15 protein-coding genes are annotated in these 14,463 nt (G+C 65.0%); 12 read left to right on the plus strand and 3 right to left on the minus strand.

The window, feature by feature from the left end; genetic code table 11:
* The first annotated feature begins 405 nt into the window (after positions 1–405).
* The gene (locus ACYCVF_RS21250) at positions 406–1,266 is read left to right on the plus strand and encodes a 23S rRNA (adenine(2030)-N(6))-methyltransferase RlmJ (protein ID WP_459599935.1); all 861 of its coding nucleotides are present in this window, start codon (positions 406–408) and stop codon (positions 1,264–1,266) included.
* A 251-nt stretch (positions 1,267–1,517) separates the two neighbouring features.
* Positions 1,518–1,733 carry a cold-shock protein gene (locus ACYCVF_RS21255; RefSeq protein ID WP_008544396.1) on the plus strand — a complete coding sequence of 72 codons (216 nt, stop codon included), beginning with the start codon at positions 1,518–1,520 and terminating at the stop codon, positions 1,731–1,733.
* 173 nt (positions 1,734–1,906) lie between these two features.
* Here ACYCVF_RS21255 and ACYCVF_RS21260 read toward each other — a convergent pair whose 3' ends face one another.
* Entirely contained in the window at positions 1,907–2,530 is a 624-nt protein-coding gene (locus ACYCVF_RS21260; RefSeq protein WP_459599937.1) for an outer membrane protein, read from the minus strand.
* Between the two features lie 251 nt (positions 2,531–2,781).
* On the opposite strand from ACYCVF_RS21260, the gene uvrC reads away from it, so the two are divergent.
* The 7 genes from uvrC to ACYCVF_RS21295 all read left to right on the plus strand — a co-directional run bounded on the left by uvrC (position 2,782) and on the right by ACYCVF_RS21295 (position 9,052).
* A complete protein-coding gene (uvrC, locus tag ACYCVF_RS21265; protein ID WP_459599939.1) occupies positions 2,782–4,836 on the plus strand; it encodes an excinuclease ABC subunit UvrC in 2,055 nt (684 codons plus the stop codon).
* Between the two features lie 96 nt (positions 4,837–4,932).
* Positions 4,933–5,550, plus strand: a complete 618-nt coding sequence (gene pgsA, locus ACYCVF_RS21270) for a CDP-diacylglycerol--glycerol-3-phosphate 3-phosphatidyltransferase (protein ID WP_459599941.1) — start codon at positions 4,933–4,935, stop codon at positions 5,548–5,550.
* Entirely contained in the window at positions 5,547–5,798 is a 252-nt protein-coding gene (moaD, locus tag ACYCVF_RS21275; protein ID WP_459599942.1) for a molybdopterin converting factor subunit 1, read from the plus strand. The genes pgsA and moaD overlap by 4 nt, the downstream gene beginning before the upstream one ends.
* Positions 5,799–5,801: 3 nt before the next feature.
* Positions 5,802–6,284, plus strand: a complete 483-nt coding sequence (locus ACYCVF_RS21280; RefSeq protein ID WP_459599944.1) for a molybdenum cofactor biosynthesis protein MoaE — start codon at positions 5,802–5,804, stop codon at positions 6,282–6,284.
* Positions 6,284–7,243 carry a 50S ribosomal protein L3 N(5)-glutamine methyltransferase gene (gene prmB, locus ACYCVF_RS21285; protein ID WP_459599946.1) on the plus strand — a complete coding sequence of 320 codons (960 nt, stop codon included), beginning with the start codon at positions 6,284–6,286 and terminating at the stop codon, positions 7,241–7,243. The genes ACYCVF_RS21280 and prmB overlap by 1 nt, the downstream gene beginning before the upstream one ends.
* Positions 7,244–7,333: 90 nt before the next feature.
* Positions 7,334–7,921: a phage holin family protein gene (locus ACYCVF_RS21290; RefSeq protein ID WP_459599948.1), complete on the plus strand. Its 588-nt coding sequence runs from the start codon at positions 7,334–7,336 to the stop codon at positions 7,919–7,921.
* A complete protein-coding gene (locus ACYCVF_RS21295) occupies positions 7,922–9,052 on the plus strand; it encodes a YihY/virulence factor BrkB family protein (protein WP_459599950.1) in 1,131 nt (376 codons plus the stop codon). It begins immediately after the preceding gene.
* Between the two features lie 48 nt (positions 9,053–9,100).
* Here the strand turns inward: ACYCVF_RS21295 and ACYCVF_RS21300 are convergent, their stop codons facing one another.
* Complete coding sequence (locus tag ACYCVF_RS21300; RefSeq protein ID WP_459599952.1) at positions 9,101–9,940, minus strand: class I SAM-dependent methyltransferase; 840 nt, start codon at positions 9,938–9,940, stop codon at positions 9,101–9,103.
* Between the two features lie 271 nt (positions 9,941–10,211).
* Here ACYCVF_RS21300 and ACYCVF_RS21305 point away from each other — a divergent pair, with 271 nt between their 5' ends.
* Together ACYCVF_RS21305 and ACYCVF_RS21310 are read left to right on the plus strand one after the other, a co-directional pair.
* The gene (locus ACYCVF_RS21305; RefSeq protein ID WP_459606609.1) at positions 10,212–11,681 is read left to right on the plus strand and encodes an EAL domain-containing protein; all 1,470 of its coding nucleotides are present in this window, start codon (positions 10,212–10,214) and stop codon (positions 11,679–11,681) included.
* 15 nt (positions 11,682–11,696) lie between these two features.
* A complete protein-coding gene (locus tag ACYCVF_RS21310; RefSeq protein WP_459599956.1) occupies positions 11,697–12,551 on the plus strand; it encodes a TIGR01459 family HAD-type hydrolase in 855 nt (284 codons plus the stop codon).
* Between the two features lie 175 nt (positions 12,552–12,726).
* Here the strand turns inward: ACYCVF_RS21310 and ACYCVF_RS21315 are convergent, their stop codons facing one another.
* Positions 12,727–13,122 (minus strand): response regulator, encoded by a 396-nt coding sequence (locus ACYCVF_RS21315; protein WP_008567674.1) that lies wholly within the window; start codon positions 13,120–13,122, stop codon positions 12,727–12,729.
* Between the two features lie 231 nt (positions 13,123–13,353).
* Between ACYCVF_RS21315 and ACYCVF_RS21320 the strand changes: the two genes are divergently transcribed.
* Positions 13,354–14,325: a bifunctional riboflavin kinase/FAD synthetase gene (locus ACYCVF_RS21320; protein WP_459599958.1), complete on the plus strand. Its 972-nt coding sequence runs from the start codon at positions 13,354–13,356 to the stop codon at positions 14,323–14,325.
* Positions 14,326–14,463: the final 138 nt, after the last annotated feature.

Below are 14,463 nucleotides of genomic sequence, written 5' to 3' on the forward strand. Positions count from 1 at the left end.
GCTCAATCCGCCGCCATTCCGCATCGCTGAGCCAGTAGACCTGCTTTGCCATTCAAGCCTCCCTTCCACTGAGAAGCTTGAATCACAGCCGAATTCCGGATGGAATCCCTATTGAGTACAGACCCTAGAGCGTTTTCGAGCGAAGTGGATACCGGTTCGCGTCAAGAAAACGCGACAAAATAGGAATCCAGAGCCCCGTTACGATTCCATCGGAACGGGAAAGTCTCCAGGCCAAGGTCGTCGGTTCGTCAGTCCGAACGCGCAACACGTCAGCCCGGAATCCGTCGATCCACGTTGTCCGGGACAGAACACTGTCCGCGGCAAAATGGATTCCGGGTTCGATGCTCCGCATCATCCCGTAATGACGGGAGTTACTTTCACCGCGCGATGTCGTAACTCTCCGCCATGAACTACCGTCATGCCTTCCACGCCGGCAGCTTCGCCGATGTCATCAAGCACATCGTGCTGGCGCGCATCCTCACTTATCTGCAGGACAAGCCGGCTGCCTTCCGCGTCATCGATACCCATGCCGGCGCCGGGCTCTACGACCTCGACAGCGACGAGGCGCGCCGCGGAGGCGAATGGCTGACCGGCATCGCGCGGCTGATGCAGGCACGCCTGTCGAACGAGACCGTTGCGCTGACGAAGCCCTATCTCGACATCGTGCGCGCCTTCAATCCGAAGGGCGAGCTCAAGGCCTATCCGGGCTCACCGTTGATCGCCCGCGGCCTGCTGCGTCCACAGGACCGCCTCGTCGCCTGCGAGATCGAGCCGAAGGCGCGGAAAGCGCTGATCGACGTGCTGCGCCGCGACGAACAGGCCCGTGTGGTCGATCTCGACGGCTGGATGGCGCTGCCGGCCTTCGTGCCGCCGAAGGAGCGGCGTGGCCTCGTGCTGATCGATCCTTCCTTCGAGGCGAAGGACGAGTTCGAACGGCTCGGCGAAGCCTTCTCGGCCGCCTTCGCGAAATGGCCCACCGGTATCTACGTAATTTGGTATCCGGCCAAGAACCGGCGCGCCACCGACACGCTGGCCGAAACGGTCGCGCGGCTCGCAGCTGCAGCGAAACCGCCCGGGAAATGTCTGCGCCTCGAATTCAGCGTCGCGCCGCAGACCGACAGCGCCGTCCTCACCTCCACCGGGCTCCTGATCGTCAATCCGCCCTACACGCTGCACGGCGAGCTCAAGACCATCCTGCCCGAACTGGAGATGCCGCTCGGCCAGGGTGGAGCTGCCAGATTCCGATTGGAGATGCCGAGGCCTTAACGCTCCGGCATTCTTGGGAAAAATATGCAGGAACGGTAGTCAATCTGCGACGAACCGTATTATGCTGTTTCCGTGACTGGCTTTACGTTCCGCTTCCGCGAATGGTTGCGGCGGAGTGAAGGCCTAAGAAAGATCCGGTCGGACCGATGAGGTTCGTCCAAGGATGGCCAGCTCCCGGGCTCCGTAAGGCCCGGTCATGTCGTGACGTGAGTCTGCGTCGCGACGGAGGAGCAATGAGGGGGAGTTTCCCGATGGCCATGACGGGAACGGTCAAGTTCTTCAACGGCGAGCGCGGCTACGGCTTCATCAAGCCGGACGACGGCGGTCGAGACGTCTTCGTTCACATCACCGCTGTGGAGCGGGCGGGACTGAAGGACCTTGCCGAAGGACAGCGTATTACTTTCGAGGTCGAGCCGGACAAGAAGGGGAAGGGGCCGAAGGCGGTCAATCTGGTGATCCTCTCCTAAGGCGAGATGCGATCGGGATGTATCGTCAACGCGCTTCAGGCTGTGGGTTGAGCACGATCCTTCCGGAAAACCGCTGCGCAGTTTTCCCGATCATGCCTTGGCGAGCCTGACGCAAAAAAAATCCCGGCCGCGAGCGACCGGGAGGCTGGTTCGGTATTTTCTTCTCGAGATTGTCAGAAGCGATAGTTCACGCCTGCGCGGACAACGCTGGCGCTGTAGCCGTTTGACACGCCTGTGATTGCGAACTGACTCGTCGACAGATCGATGTAGAGATATTCGAGCTTGGCGCTCCAGTTCGGCGCAAGGCCGACTTCCGCGCCGGCACCAATGGTCCAGCCCGCGGTGGTGTGCGACTCCGTCCAGCCGAAGGTCTGCCCGCGCAGCTCGCCGAAGGCGAGGCCGGCTGTGCCGAAGAACAGCACGTTGCTGAACGCATAGCCCGCGCGGCCGCGCAGGGTGCCAAACCACGGGTTGGAGAATTTCCACGGCGCGAAGGTGTCGTCGGCACCGGTCGCCTGGATGTCGCCCTCGACACCGAACACCCACGGGCCATTCTGGAAATTATAGCCGGCTTGCACACCACCGACGAAGCCCGACGGCTTCGAGGGGTTGTTGTCGACCGAACCCCATTCATAGCCGATGTTGCCACCGAGATACGGGCCAGCCCAGCTATAGGCATTGAGCGGCTGATTGACGGTATAGGGCGCACGCTGCCCGTAACTGAGATCGGCGGCCTTTGCCGAAGCTGTCCAGCCGGCTGCAACCAACGCGGCTGCGCCCACAACGAGCCTCTTCATCACACACTCCAACGCAACTGCCGCAACCCGTTGCGATGATCCGCGCCGCCGCGCCGACCCCGTCGCAAGGTTACGGAACCCAGAACTTTTCGCGTAGGATTTATCGAGAGTTTTAAGTTAAAGGGCTGTTAAGCCGGGTTACTGCGCTGTTAACAGGCTTAAGCAAGCGTTACCGGGAACCCGGCGCCCATCCTGTGCGTGGCGCATGGCCGGAACTTCAAATCGGCACCCCCAGCGCCTAAATTCACACCATGGTTCACGATTCCTCCGACAATCCGGACGACCACGCGCGTAAGTCACCGCGGGCGGCTGCGAGCGACGCGCCTCCCGAGCTGGCAGCGCCGGACGTCGATCCCGCGGCAGCAGGCGCCGACGACGAGGACGAGGCGCTCCTGCCGGATATCCTCGAAGAGAGCGGCTCGATCGGCGGGGAGCCGCTGGCGATCGGCCACGAGGCGATCGAGCGCGCGGTCCGGCTCGCTCCCACCTCGCCCGGCGTCTATCGCATGCTCAATGCGAACGCCGACGTGCTCTATGTCGGCAAGGCCAAGAACGTCAAAAAGCGCCTGTCCAGCTACGCGCGCCAGAGTGCGCCGCAGCCGGCGCGCATCCTGCGCATGATCGCGGCCACCGTGACCGTGGAGATCGTCTCGACCACCACCGAGACCGAAGCGCTGCTGCTGGAAGCCAATCTCATCAAGCAGCTGCGGCCGCGCTTCAACGTGCAGCTGCGCGACGACAAGTCGTTTCCCTACATCCTGATCACCGGCGACCATTGGGCGCCGCAGATCCTCAAGCATCGCGGCGCGCAGAGCCGGCCCGGGCGTTATTTCGGCCCGTTCGCATCCGCCGGCGCCGTGAACCGCACCATCACCGCCCTGCAGCGCGCGTTCCTGATCCGCTCGTGCACCGACTCCTTTTTCGAGAGCCGCACAAGGCCCTGCCTGCTCTATCAGATCCGCCGCTGCGCCGGCCCTTGCACCCGCGAGATCGATTTTCCGGGCTATACGACGCTCGTCCGCGAGGCGAGCGACTTCCTGTCCGGCAAGAGCCACGCGGTGAAGCAGGAGCTTGCTGGAGAGATGGAGAAGGCGGCCAATGAGCTCGAATTCGAGCGCGCCGCACTCTACCGCGACCGCCTCGCCGCGCTGTCGGCGATCCAGTCGCAGCAGGGCATCAATCCGCGCACGGTCGAAGAGGCCGACGTATTCGCCATCCACCAGGAGGGCGGCTTCTCCTGCGTCGAAGTGTTCTTCTTCCGCACCGGCCAGAACTGGGGCAACCGCGCCTATTTTCCGCGTGCGGAAAAGACGTATACGCCTGAGGAAGTGCTCGGCTCGTTCCTTGCCCAGTTCTACGACGACAAGCCGCCGCCGAAGAACATCCTGCTCTCGCACGAGATCGAGGAGTGCGAACTGCTCGCCAATGCGCTGTCGATCAAGGCCGGGCACAAGGTCGAGGTCACTGCGCCCAAGCGCGGCGAGAAGAAGGAGCTGGTCACCCACGCGCTGACCAATGCGCGCGAGGCGCTCGGCCGCAAGCTCGCGGACACCGCGACGCAAAGCCGCCTGCTGGACGCCATGGCCGCGACGCTGAACCTGCCGCACCCGCCCAAGCGCATCGAGGTCTACGACAACAGCCACATCCAGGGCACCAATGCGGTCGGCGCCATGATCGTCGCGGGGCCCGACGGCTTCGTGAAGAATCAGTACCGCAAGTTCAACATCAAGTCGGAAGGGCTGACGCCCGGCGACGACTACGCCATGATGCGCGAGGTGCTGGAGCGCCGCTTCAAGCGCCTGATCAATCCGCCCGAGGATGGGGCAGCCACGAAGGACGACGACTTCCCGCAATGGCCGGACCTCGTGATCATCGACGGCGGCCGCGGGCAGCTCAACGCCGTCCGCGAGATCTTTGCAAATCTCGGCCTGACCCAGGTGTCGCTGATGTCGGTCGCCAAGGGGCCGGACCGGGATGCCGGCCGCGAGACCCTGTTCATGCCGGAACGCGAAGCCATCAAGCTCGAGCCGCGCGATCCCGTGCTCTATTTCATCCAGCGTCTGCGCGATGAGGCCCACCGCTTCGTCATCGGCTCGCACCGCAAGCTGCGCAAGAAGGACATCCGCGAGGCCGGTTTGCAGGAGATCCCGGGCATCGGCCCGTCACGCAAACGTGCCTTGCTGCATCACTTCGGGACCCTGAAGGAGATCGAACGGGCCTCGATCGTCGATCTCGGCAAGGTTCCGGGGGTCAGCGCCGAGAGCGCCCGCAGGATTTTCGAGTATTTCCATCCCCAGCCGGGGTGAACTAAAGGGAGTCGTAGTCATATGGTCGTCGCATCCCGCGTCCCATTTGGGAGCGGGACGGTTGACCTTCAGGCTCGAGCGGTATTGGTAGGACGGATGAACATCGCCACGACACGAGGGACGACCAGCCGCGCGATGTCCCTCCCCAACATTCTGACCTATGGCCGGATCGCCGCGATCCCGGTCGTCGTCGGATGCATCTATGCGCAGTCGATTCTGGATCAGCCGCTCTGGCTGCGCTGGCTCGCAGTCGCCATTTTCATCGCGGCCGGGGTGACCGATTACCTCGACGGCTATTATGCGCGGATATGGAATCAGCAATCGGCGTTCGGCCGCATGCTCGATCCGATCGCCGACAAGTTGCTGGTCGCCTCCTGCCTGCTGATGCTCGCTGCGGACGGCATCATCCACGGCTGGTCGCTGTGGGCTGCCATCGTGATCCTGTGCCGCGAGATCCTGGTCTCAGGCCTGCGCGAATATCTCGCCGCGCTCCGCGTCAGCGTCCCGGTGACCAAGCTTGCGAAGTGGAAGACCACGGTCCAGCTGGTCGCGATCGGCTTCCTGCTCGCGGGGCCGGCTGCCGACCAGGTGGTGCCCGTCGTCTCGATGATCGGTCTGGCGCTGCTGTGGGCCTCGGCGATGCTCACCATCTACACCGGCTACGACTATTTCCGCGCCGGCATCCATCACCTCATCAAGGAGGACGAGGGATGAAGGTGAAATATTTCGCCTGGGTGCGCGAGCGCGTCGGCAAGGCCGAAGAGACCATCGAGCCGCCCGCGGGCGTGCGCACCGTCGAGGAGCTGATCGCCTGGCTGTCCGGCCAAAGCGAGGCTTACGCTCACGCCTTCGAGAAGCCGAAGGTGATCCGCGCCGCGATCGATCACGCCCATGTCAAGCCGGACGCCGCCATCGCGGGCGCCCGCGAGATCGCGTTCTTCCCGCCGATGACCGGCGGCTAGGCCATGACCTCCCCTGTCGCCGCCTGTCCCGTCACCATCCGCATCCAGGAGGACGATTTCGACCTCGCGCGCGAGATCGCGATCCTGACCAAGAGCCGGACCGACATCGGCGCGGTCGTGAGCTTCTCCGGCATCTGCCGGGCCGAAGAGGACAGCGCGAAGATCGCCGCGCTCACGCTCGAACATTACCCCGATATGGCCGAAGAGGAGATCGGGCGTCATGTCGATGAGGCCATCTCGCGCTGGCCGCTGAACGGCGTCACCGTGATTCATCGGGTTGGCCGCTTCCTGCCCGGCCAGAACATCGTGCTGGTGCTGACCGCTTCGCAGCACCGCCAGGCCGCGTTCCAGGCGGCCGAGTTCCTGATGGACTATCTCAAGACGAGCGCGCCGTTCTGGAAGAAGGAAGAGAGCGAAGCCGGCACCGGCTGGGTCGAGGCGCAGGCCCGCGACGACGAAGCCGCCGCACGCTGGACCCGATCCTGATGGCAAAAGCATCGAAAAAGCCCGCGCGCGGCCGCGCCGCGCCAAGACCTGCCAAGGTCGGTCCGGGCGAGCTTCTCACGCTGCTCGATTTTGTCCGCTATGCGGTGAGCCGCTTCGTCGCAGCCGAGCTCGCCTTTGCCCATGGCACGACCGATCCGGTCGCCGAGGCCGCCTTCCTGGTGAGCGAGGCGCTGCACCTCAATCCCGAGCAGTTCGAGACTTTCGTTGGCGCGCGCGTCACGGCCGCCGAGGGCAAGGCCATCCTCGATCTCATCCATCAGCGCGTCACCACGCGCAAACCGGCCGCCTACCTCGTCAACAAGATCTACATGCGCGGCTTGCCGTTCTATGTCGACGAGCGCGTCATCGTTCCGCGCTCCTTCATCGGCGAACTGCTGGAGTCGCATTTCGGCGGCGAAGAAGCCGCCGGCTCGCTGATCGACGACCCCTCGGCCGTCGCGCGCGTGCTCGACCTCTGCACGGGATCGGGCTGCCTCGCCATCCTCGCGGCGCATCATTTCCCGAATGCCGCCGTCGACGCCGTCGACATCTCCAGGGGTGCACTTGAAGTCGCCGCGCGCAATGTCGGCGAATACGGGCTCGAGGACCGGATCACCCTCTATCGCGGCGACCTGTTCGCCCCGCTCGGCGACAACAGATACGACTTGATCATCACCAACCCGCCTTACGTCGATGCCGAAGGCATGGCGGCGTTGCCGCCGGAATGCCGGGCCGAGCCAAAGCTCGCCTTCGACGGCGGTGCCGACGGTCTGGACGTGGTACGCCGCATCCTGCGCGATGCGCCCGATCACCTGACGCCGGACGGCGGGTTGATCTGCGAGATCGGCCGCGGCCGCGAGCTGGTGGACGAAGCCTTTCCGGAACTGCCGCTGCTCTGGCTGGACACCGAAGATTCCGAGGGCGAGGTGTTCTGGATCGCGGCCGCCGATCTCGGCTGATTCAGCACGGCGAGTCACGCTCCGTCGGAACAAGTCAAATACCGCCACGTTCATCCACCGACCAGGTTCTCACTCTCGGAGGATGTCCGCATGCTCGCGCCATCGGGCGAATTGCTGCGCGCCGGCGTGGCGCTCAAGCTCAACCATCTCAAGCGCGCCACGCAGTCATACTTGCGCGACCGCACCAGCCAGGCCACCGGACGCGCGACCTCCTACGCGGTCGCGGCCGGCCTGTTCGCAGTCGCCGGACTGTTCGTGGTCGCGACCTTCTTCGTCGGCCTGATCGCGCTCTACCGCTGGATCGCAATCACCTACGGGCAATTCTGGGGGTTTGGTGCCGTCGGCACAGTGCTGCTGGTACTTGCCGCGATCTGCGTCGGCGTCGCCATGGCGATGATGAAACGGCCGACCAAGGCGATCGTGCCGCTCGCCAGCCGGATGCGGGTTGCGATCGCGACCCCGCGTATCCCGCGCGGAACGGTCAAGCAGGCCGTCAAGGAGGTCGCGACGACGATTCCTCTGGTGCCGCTCGCACCAGGCGAGCGTGGCCACGGCAGCATGGCCCGGGCCGTTCGCACCAACCGGCCCGTGCAGCTCGGCCTGATGCTCGCGGCGATTGGGCTGGCGGGATACACGGCGGCGCGACGAAGGCGTCACGGTCAAAGATTGGACGCCTGAATGCTGGCGCGGCGCCCCGAACAGATCGACTCCTGGCTGCTGGTGGCGGCCACGGCCGTGTTCGTGCTGACGGCGGAGCGCTACTTTCAGGACTCCGGCGTGATCCGGCCGGGGCCTCCGCAAGACCGTCGCAAGGGCGAAGCGAATTCACCGGAAACGCATCCGGCCGGTGCGGCAATGCAGCCCGGCCGGGGCCGCCGGGCGAAAAGTCCGTTCGATATCCCCTGGGCGGGCTGGAAGGATATCTTCTGGCGGACCTATCAGCGTATCGACGAGGATCGCCTGCTCGCGACGGCCGGCGGCGTCGTCTTCTTCGGGCTGCTCGCCATCTTCCCCGCGGTCACCGCGCTCGTCTCATCTTATGGCCTGTTCGCCGATCCCGCGACGATCAGCGCCAACCTCCACACGCTTGCGACCATGCTGCCGGAGGGCTCGTTCCAGATCGTCGAGGAGCAGGTCGCGCGCGTGGTCTCGAACGGCAGTGCGACGCTCGGGGTCACATTCCTCTTCGGGCTGCTGCTTGCGATCTGGAGCGCCAATGCCGGTGTCAAGGCGATCTTCGACGCCCTCAACGTCGCCTATGAGGAACGCGAGAAGCGCAGCTTCATCCGGCTGAACATGGTGTCGCTGGCCTTCACCATCGGCGGCATCGTGGCGCTGCTGTTGATGGTGGGAGCCGTCGTCGCCTTCCCGCTCGCGCTCAATCATCTCGGCATGGCGCCCGAAAGCAAGCTGATCGTGGCGCTGGCGCGATGGCCGCTGCTGTTCCTGATCCTGCTGGTGGCGCTCGCCATCCTCTACCGCTTCGCGCCCAGTCGCGACGCGCCGCGCTGGCAGTGGCTGAGCCTCGGTGCCTTGACCGCCGCGATCCTCTGGATCGCCGGTTCGGCCCTGCTGTCCTGGTACCTCTCGGAATTCGCCAACTACAATGCAACCTACGGCTCTCTGGGCGCCGCGATCGGCCTGATGATGTGGATGTGGATGTCGGCGATCGTCATCATGTTCGGCGCCGAGCTGAATTCGGAGATCGAGCGGCAGACGCTGCGCGACACGACCACCGGGCGGTCGAAGCCGCTTGGGAGCCGCGAGGCCGTCTCGGCCGACACGGTCGGCGCCACCGCGCCATTTTGATCAGTGGCGGTCAGGCCGGAGACCGGCCTGACCGCGTCTCAGGCGCTGTCAGCGCTTGGTGATCACGGCTTCCAGATATTCGCTGTGCACCACGATCGTACCGTCGTCGGCGTGGTTGAACTCCTCGAGCAGCGCCATGAGATCGCGCTTCAGCGCGGCCTGGCCGTTCTCGTCAAGCGCGGCAAACGCCTTCAACGTAGGCCCGTAGAAGGTCTTGAAGATTTCGAGCCAGTGGTCCGGCGAGCGATAGCGGAACACGAACATGCGCGGCTCGGCGGCGATCTCGGAAGCCTGGCTTGCGAACATCTCTTCAAGTCGCGCCGCCGTGCCCCAGAGCGCCGGCGACTTCACTCCCGCGGGCGGCGGCAAGTGCTTGCCGATGGTCTTGAACAGTTGGCCGATGAATCCCTGCGGCGTCCAGTTGGCGAGACCGATCTTGCCGCCGGATTTGCAGACCCGCGCGAGCTCGGAGGCGGCCTTATCCTGATCCGGCGTGAACATCACGCCGAAGGTCGAGAGCACGACGTCGTAGCTGGCGTCGGCAAACGGCAACGCTTCGGCATCTGCCTCGCGGAACTCGACCATGAGATGTTCGGCCGCCGCGCGCTCCTGCCCGCGCTTGAGCAGCGCCGGCACGTAATCCGTGGACGTGACGTCGCACCAGCGCCGCGCCGCGGCCAGCGTCGCATTGCCGTTGCCGGCGGCAACGTCGAGGACCTTGCTGCCGGCGCGCAGGTCGATCGCCTCACACAGCTGCTCGCCGACGATCTGCAAGGTGGTCCCGACAACGGCATAGTCGCCCGACGCCCAGGCGCCGTGCTGGCGCTGCTTGACGGCGGCAAGGTCGGGCTGGGCTATGGGCTGCTTGAGGGCTGCGGATGTCGACATGGGCAATCTCCTGGGGTTGAAAACGCCGGCAGGATAGGACGCATGCGGCTCGCTGGCCTTGAGAGCGGCGTTATTTTACGCTGAGAGCGCCTTGATTTCCGGACGGACAGCCGCGGCGGGCCCGACATCGGCTGCCAGACACTCACTATCCCCTCGAATCAACAATGATGTTAGGGTCTTGCGTGCTTGGGGGGCATGAGGCGCGACCGGTTCGGAACGCGACCCGTGTTTTCCCGGGTGAGGCAGTCAGCTCTTGAGGCGAACGCGCGGCATGATTCGTATTTCGACGATCTTCATCGCCATTTGCATGGTCCTGGTCGCGGCCTCGCTCGGGCTCGTGCTCTATTCGGTCGCCGGCATCACTGGAATGGAATCGGCGATCGTCGCGCTGACCACGCTGACCTTCCTGATCCTCTACAACGCGGTGTCGATGCGGCTGCGCGACCGCAGCGACGTCGGCGGCCAGATCGCCGACCTCTCGCGCGGCACCGCCGACCTCGCTCGGCAGGTAGCCGAGTTCGGCCGCCGGCTTGCCGCGATCGAGGGCCGCATCGCCTCGTCCAATTCGACCAACTCCGACCGCATCCAGTCGGTCATCGGCGAGATCAACGAACTGGGCGGATTGGTCAGGCAGCTCGCCACCACCGTGTCGACCCATGAGGATCTGCTGGCCGGCAACGCGCCGGCTCCCGCCCCGGTCGCGAGGCCCGAGCCAGAGACGCAGATTGATCTGGCTGGCCCCTTAGATGAGAAGCCGGTCGCCCCGCCGCCGCTTTCCGCGCCGCTGCCACGGCCGGCGCCGGCGGTTCAGGCTCAAGCCGCCGGCCCGGTTCAGACCGCCAATGGACGCAACCAGACCCAGCTGCTGGCGACGCTGCGCAATGCAATCGACGAGAACCGCATCGACATATTCCTACAGCCGATGGTGACGCTGCCGCAACGCAAGGTGCGGTTCTACGAGGCGGTGACGCGTCTGCGCGACGAACGCGACCAGCTGATCGCCGCCGAGGAATTCATCAGCATCGCAGAGGCTTCCGGCCTGATCGGACGCATCGACAACATGGTGATGCTGCGCTGCGTGCAAGTGCTGCGGCGCCTGATGGTGCGCAACAAGGACGTCGGCGTGTTCTGCAACGTCGCCGCCTCGACGCTCGGCAATTCCACCACCTTCGCGCAATGCCTCGACTTCCTCGAAGCCAACCGGGCGCTGGCGCCCTCGCTGGTGCTGGAGTTCAAGCAGTCGACGTTCCGCAATCTTGGCCCGGCCGAGACCGAGAATCTCGCGGCGCTCGCCCAGCGCGGTTTCCGTTTCTCGATCGACCATGTCACGGATCTGCGCATCGAGCCGCGCGAGCTGGCCGATCACGGCGTGCGCTTCATCAAGGTGCCGGCCTCGCTGCTGCTGGACCCCCGGCGGGCATCGACCTCGGACATCCACCCGTCCGATCTCTCCGACCTGCTCGGCCGCTTCGGCATCGATCTGATCGCGGAGCGGATCGAGGGCGAACGCGCGGTCGTGGACCTGCTCGACTATGACGTGCGGTTCGGACAGGGCTTCCTTTTCGCGCCGCCGCGGCCATTGCGACCGGAGGGGGCATCTGCTACCGCCGGGGCCCCGTCGAACCAGGCGAAAGACATTCAGGGACCTCATGGCTCCGGCACACCCAGCTCAGGCGCGACGTCCTCTGCGCCTCCGCCACAACGCATCACCGGCAACGCGGCGCTTGCGCGCCGCATCTGATCGGCCACGCACGTCATGACCACGCTGCATTTTGCCGAAGGCCTGCGCGAGCTCGTGGGCGGCGTGGACGTCGTGCTCAGTGACATCTGGGGCGTGGTCCATAACGGGCTGGAATCCTTTCCCGAAGCCTGCGAGGCGCTGCACACCTATCGCAGCCGCGGCGGTACGGTGATCCTGATCACCAACGCGCCACGCCCGGCCGACTCCGTGCAGCGGCAATTGCGCAAGCTCGGCGTCCCCGATGAGACTTACGACGCGATCGTATCGTCAGGCGACCTGACGCGGCTCTATGTCGCCGAACATCCCGGCCGCAAGATGTTCTGGCTAGGCCCGGAGCGCGACAGCTCGATCTACCGCGGCCTCAATGCGGTGACGGCGCCGCTGGAGGAAGCCGATTACATCGTCTGCACGGGCCTCTTTGACGACGAGACCGAGACGGCGGAAGACTATCGCGGCATGATGCTGAAGGCGCGCGAGCGCAAGCTGACGCTGGTCTGCGCCAATCCCGACATCGTGGTGGAACGCGGGGACCGGCTGATCTATTGCGCCGGCGCGATCGCGGAGCTCTACCGCGAGCTCGGCGGCGAGGTGATCTTCTACGGCAAGCCGCACCGGCCGATCTATGAGCGCGCGATGGCGCTCGCCGGAGAACGCCAAGGCTACCAGATCGATCGGAAAAAGGTGCTGGCGATCGGCGATTCCGTCCGCACCGACCTGACCGGCGCGCGCGAATTCGGCATCGACTGCCTGTTCGTGACCCGCGGCATCCATGCCGAGGAGTTCGAGGGCCTCGACCAGCTCGACCCGAATTCGGTGATGGAATTGTTCGGCCACCCCCCGAAGGCGCTGATGCGCGAATTGAAGTGGTAGAGAGCCGGCCGAGCGGGCCCCCCAGCTCAGATCAATTGCTGACGGCTGAGAGCCGTCATTGCCGGGCTTGACCCGGCCATCCACGTCATTCTTTGCGGATCCCAGAACGTGGATGCCCGGGACAAGCCCGGGCATGACGATCACAATGGAAGATTGTTGTCTGGCGAAGAGCGCCCTACGCGCTCGCCATGTCCGGGAAGACCGCCTCGATCTTGGTCTTCAGCGTCGCCGCGTTGAACGGCTTGACGATGTAATTGTTCACACCGGCCTTCTTGGCCGCGATCACGTTCTCGGTCTTCGATTCCGCCGTGATCATGATGAACGGCGTGGTGGCGAGGTTCGGATCCGCGCGGACTTCGCGCAGGAGATCGTAGCCCGTCATCGGCTCCATGTTCCAGTCGGAGATCACGAGCCCGTACTTCTTGCCGCGCATCTTGTTCAACGCTGCCGAACCGTCGCTGGCATCATCGATGTTCTCGAAGCCAAGCTGCTTCAGCAGATTCCGGATGATACGGATCATGGTGCTGTAGTCATCCACCACTAGAACCGGCATCGACAAATCAACCGCCATCTCGACTCCCCCAACGCAAACCCAGGAATAATTAGGACCGGACCTGCCTGGCCGGAGCCCGGCAGTTCCACGTCTCAAGGACTAGCATCAAGGCGTTAAACAGCGCGTTAACTGCGGACGCCCCCAAAGGACTGAAATCGCGCGTTCAATGTCTGCACTCCCACCGCTTGACTTCGTCGGGCGGGTCGAGCCACGGTCCGGGCCGGTCCTGCCCCTTCGAGAATTCCCCTGATGGCCCCGCCTTTTACCGTTATCCGCGACACGACGCCGGATTCCGCGATTCCGAGGGGTGCCGTGGTCGCCATGGGCAATTTCGACGGCGTTCATCTCGGCCATCGCGCCGTGATCGCGGCAGCCCTGGAGATGGGCCGGGCGCAAGGCCGCCCTGCCCTTGCACTGACCTTCGAGCCGCACCCGCGGCGGTTTTTCAGCCCCAACACCCCGCAATTCCGCCTGACGGACGAGCGGGCCAAGCTGCGTCTTTTGGCCGGCACCGGGCTTGCCGGCGCTGTGGTCATGACCTTCGACAAGGCGCGTGCCGGTACCAGCGCGCAAGATTTCATTCACCATGACCTGATCGGGCGTCTCGGCGTCAGCGGCATCGCGGTCGGCTACGACTTCCATTTCGGCAAGGGACGGGTCGGCTCGCCGAGCCTTCTCGTCAGCGAGGCACCCCGGCTCGGCATCGAGGTCGACGTGCAGCCGCATGTCGACATCGACGAGCGCCCCGTCTCCTCCAGCGCGATCCGGATCGCCCTCGCCGAGGGCCAGCTCGACGAAGCCACAACCATGCTGGGGGCGCCCTGGTTCATCACCGGCGAGGTCATCCATGGCGAAAAGCGCGGCCGCGACCTCGGCTATCCCACCGCCAACATCCGCCTGGACGCGAATTGCGGACTCAAGCACGGCATCTACGCGGTGCGGGTCGGCCGCGGTGCCGAGCGCCTGGACGGGGTGGCCAGCTTCGGCCGCCGCCCGACCTTCGACAATGGCGCCCCACTCCTGGAAATCTTCCTGTTCGACTTCAAGCGCGACCTCTACGGGCAGCTCCTCGACTGCGCCTTCATCGGCTTCATCCGCGAGGAGCTGAAATTCGACAGCCTGGAGGCCCTGATCCGGCAGATGGACGACGATTCCGCCCGGGCGCGCGCCATGCTGGCCGCCGCCCCGGACGCCTTTCCGAGGCTGGGCGCGTTCGATTGAGCCCGAAACCGGGCCACCCGAACCTTTGCGCTTCCCTTGGCCCCCTGCTATGGAGGGCCCATGTTTGCGCGGCGCATCATAGGGATTAGCGGCCCGGCTTCCGCCTGAGCCTAATGGCTCGGCGCAAGACCGGGATGT

It is taken from the genome of Bradyrhizobium cedriense (assembly GCF_054602315.1).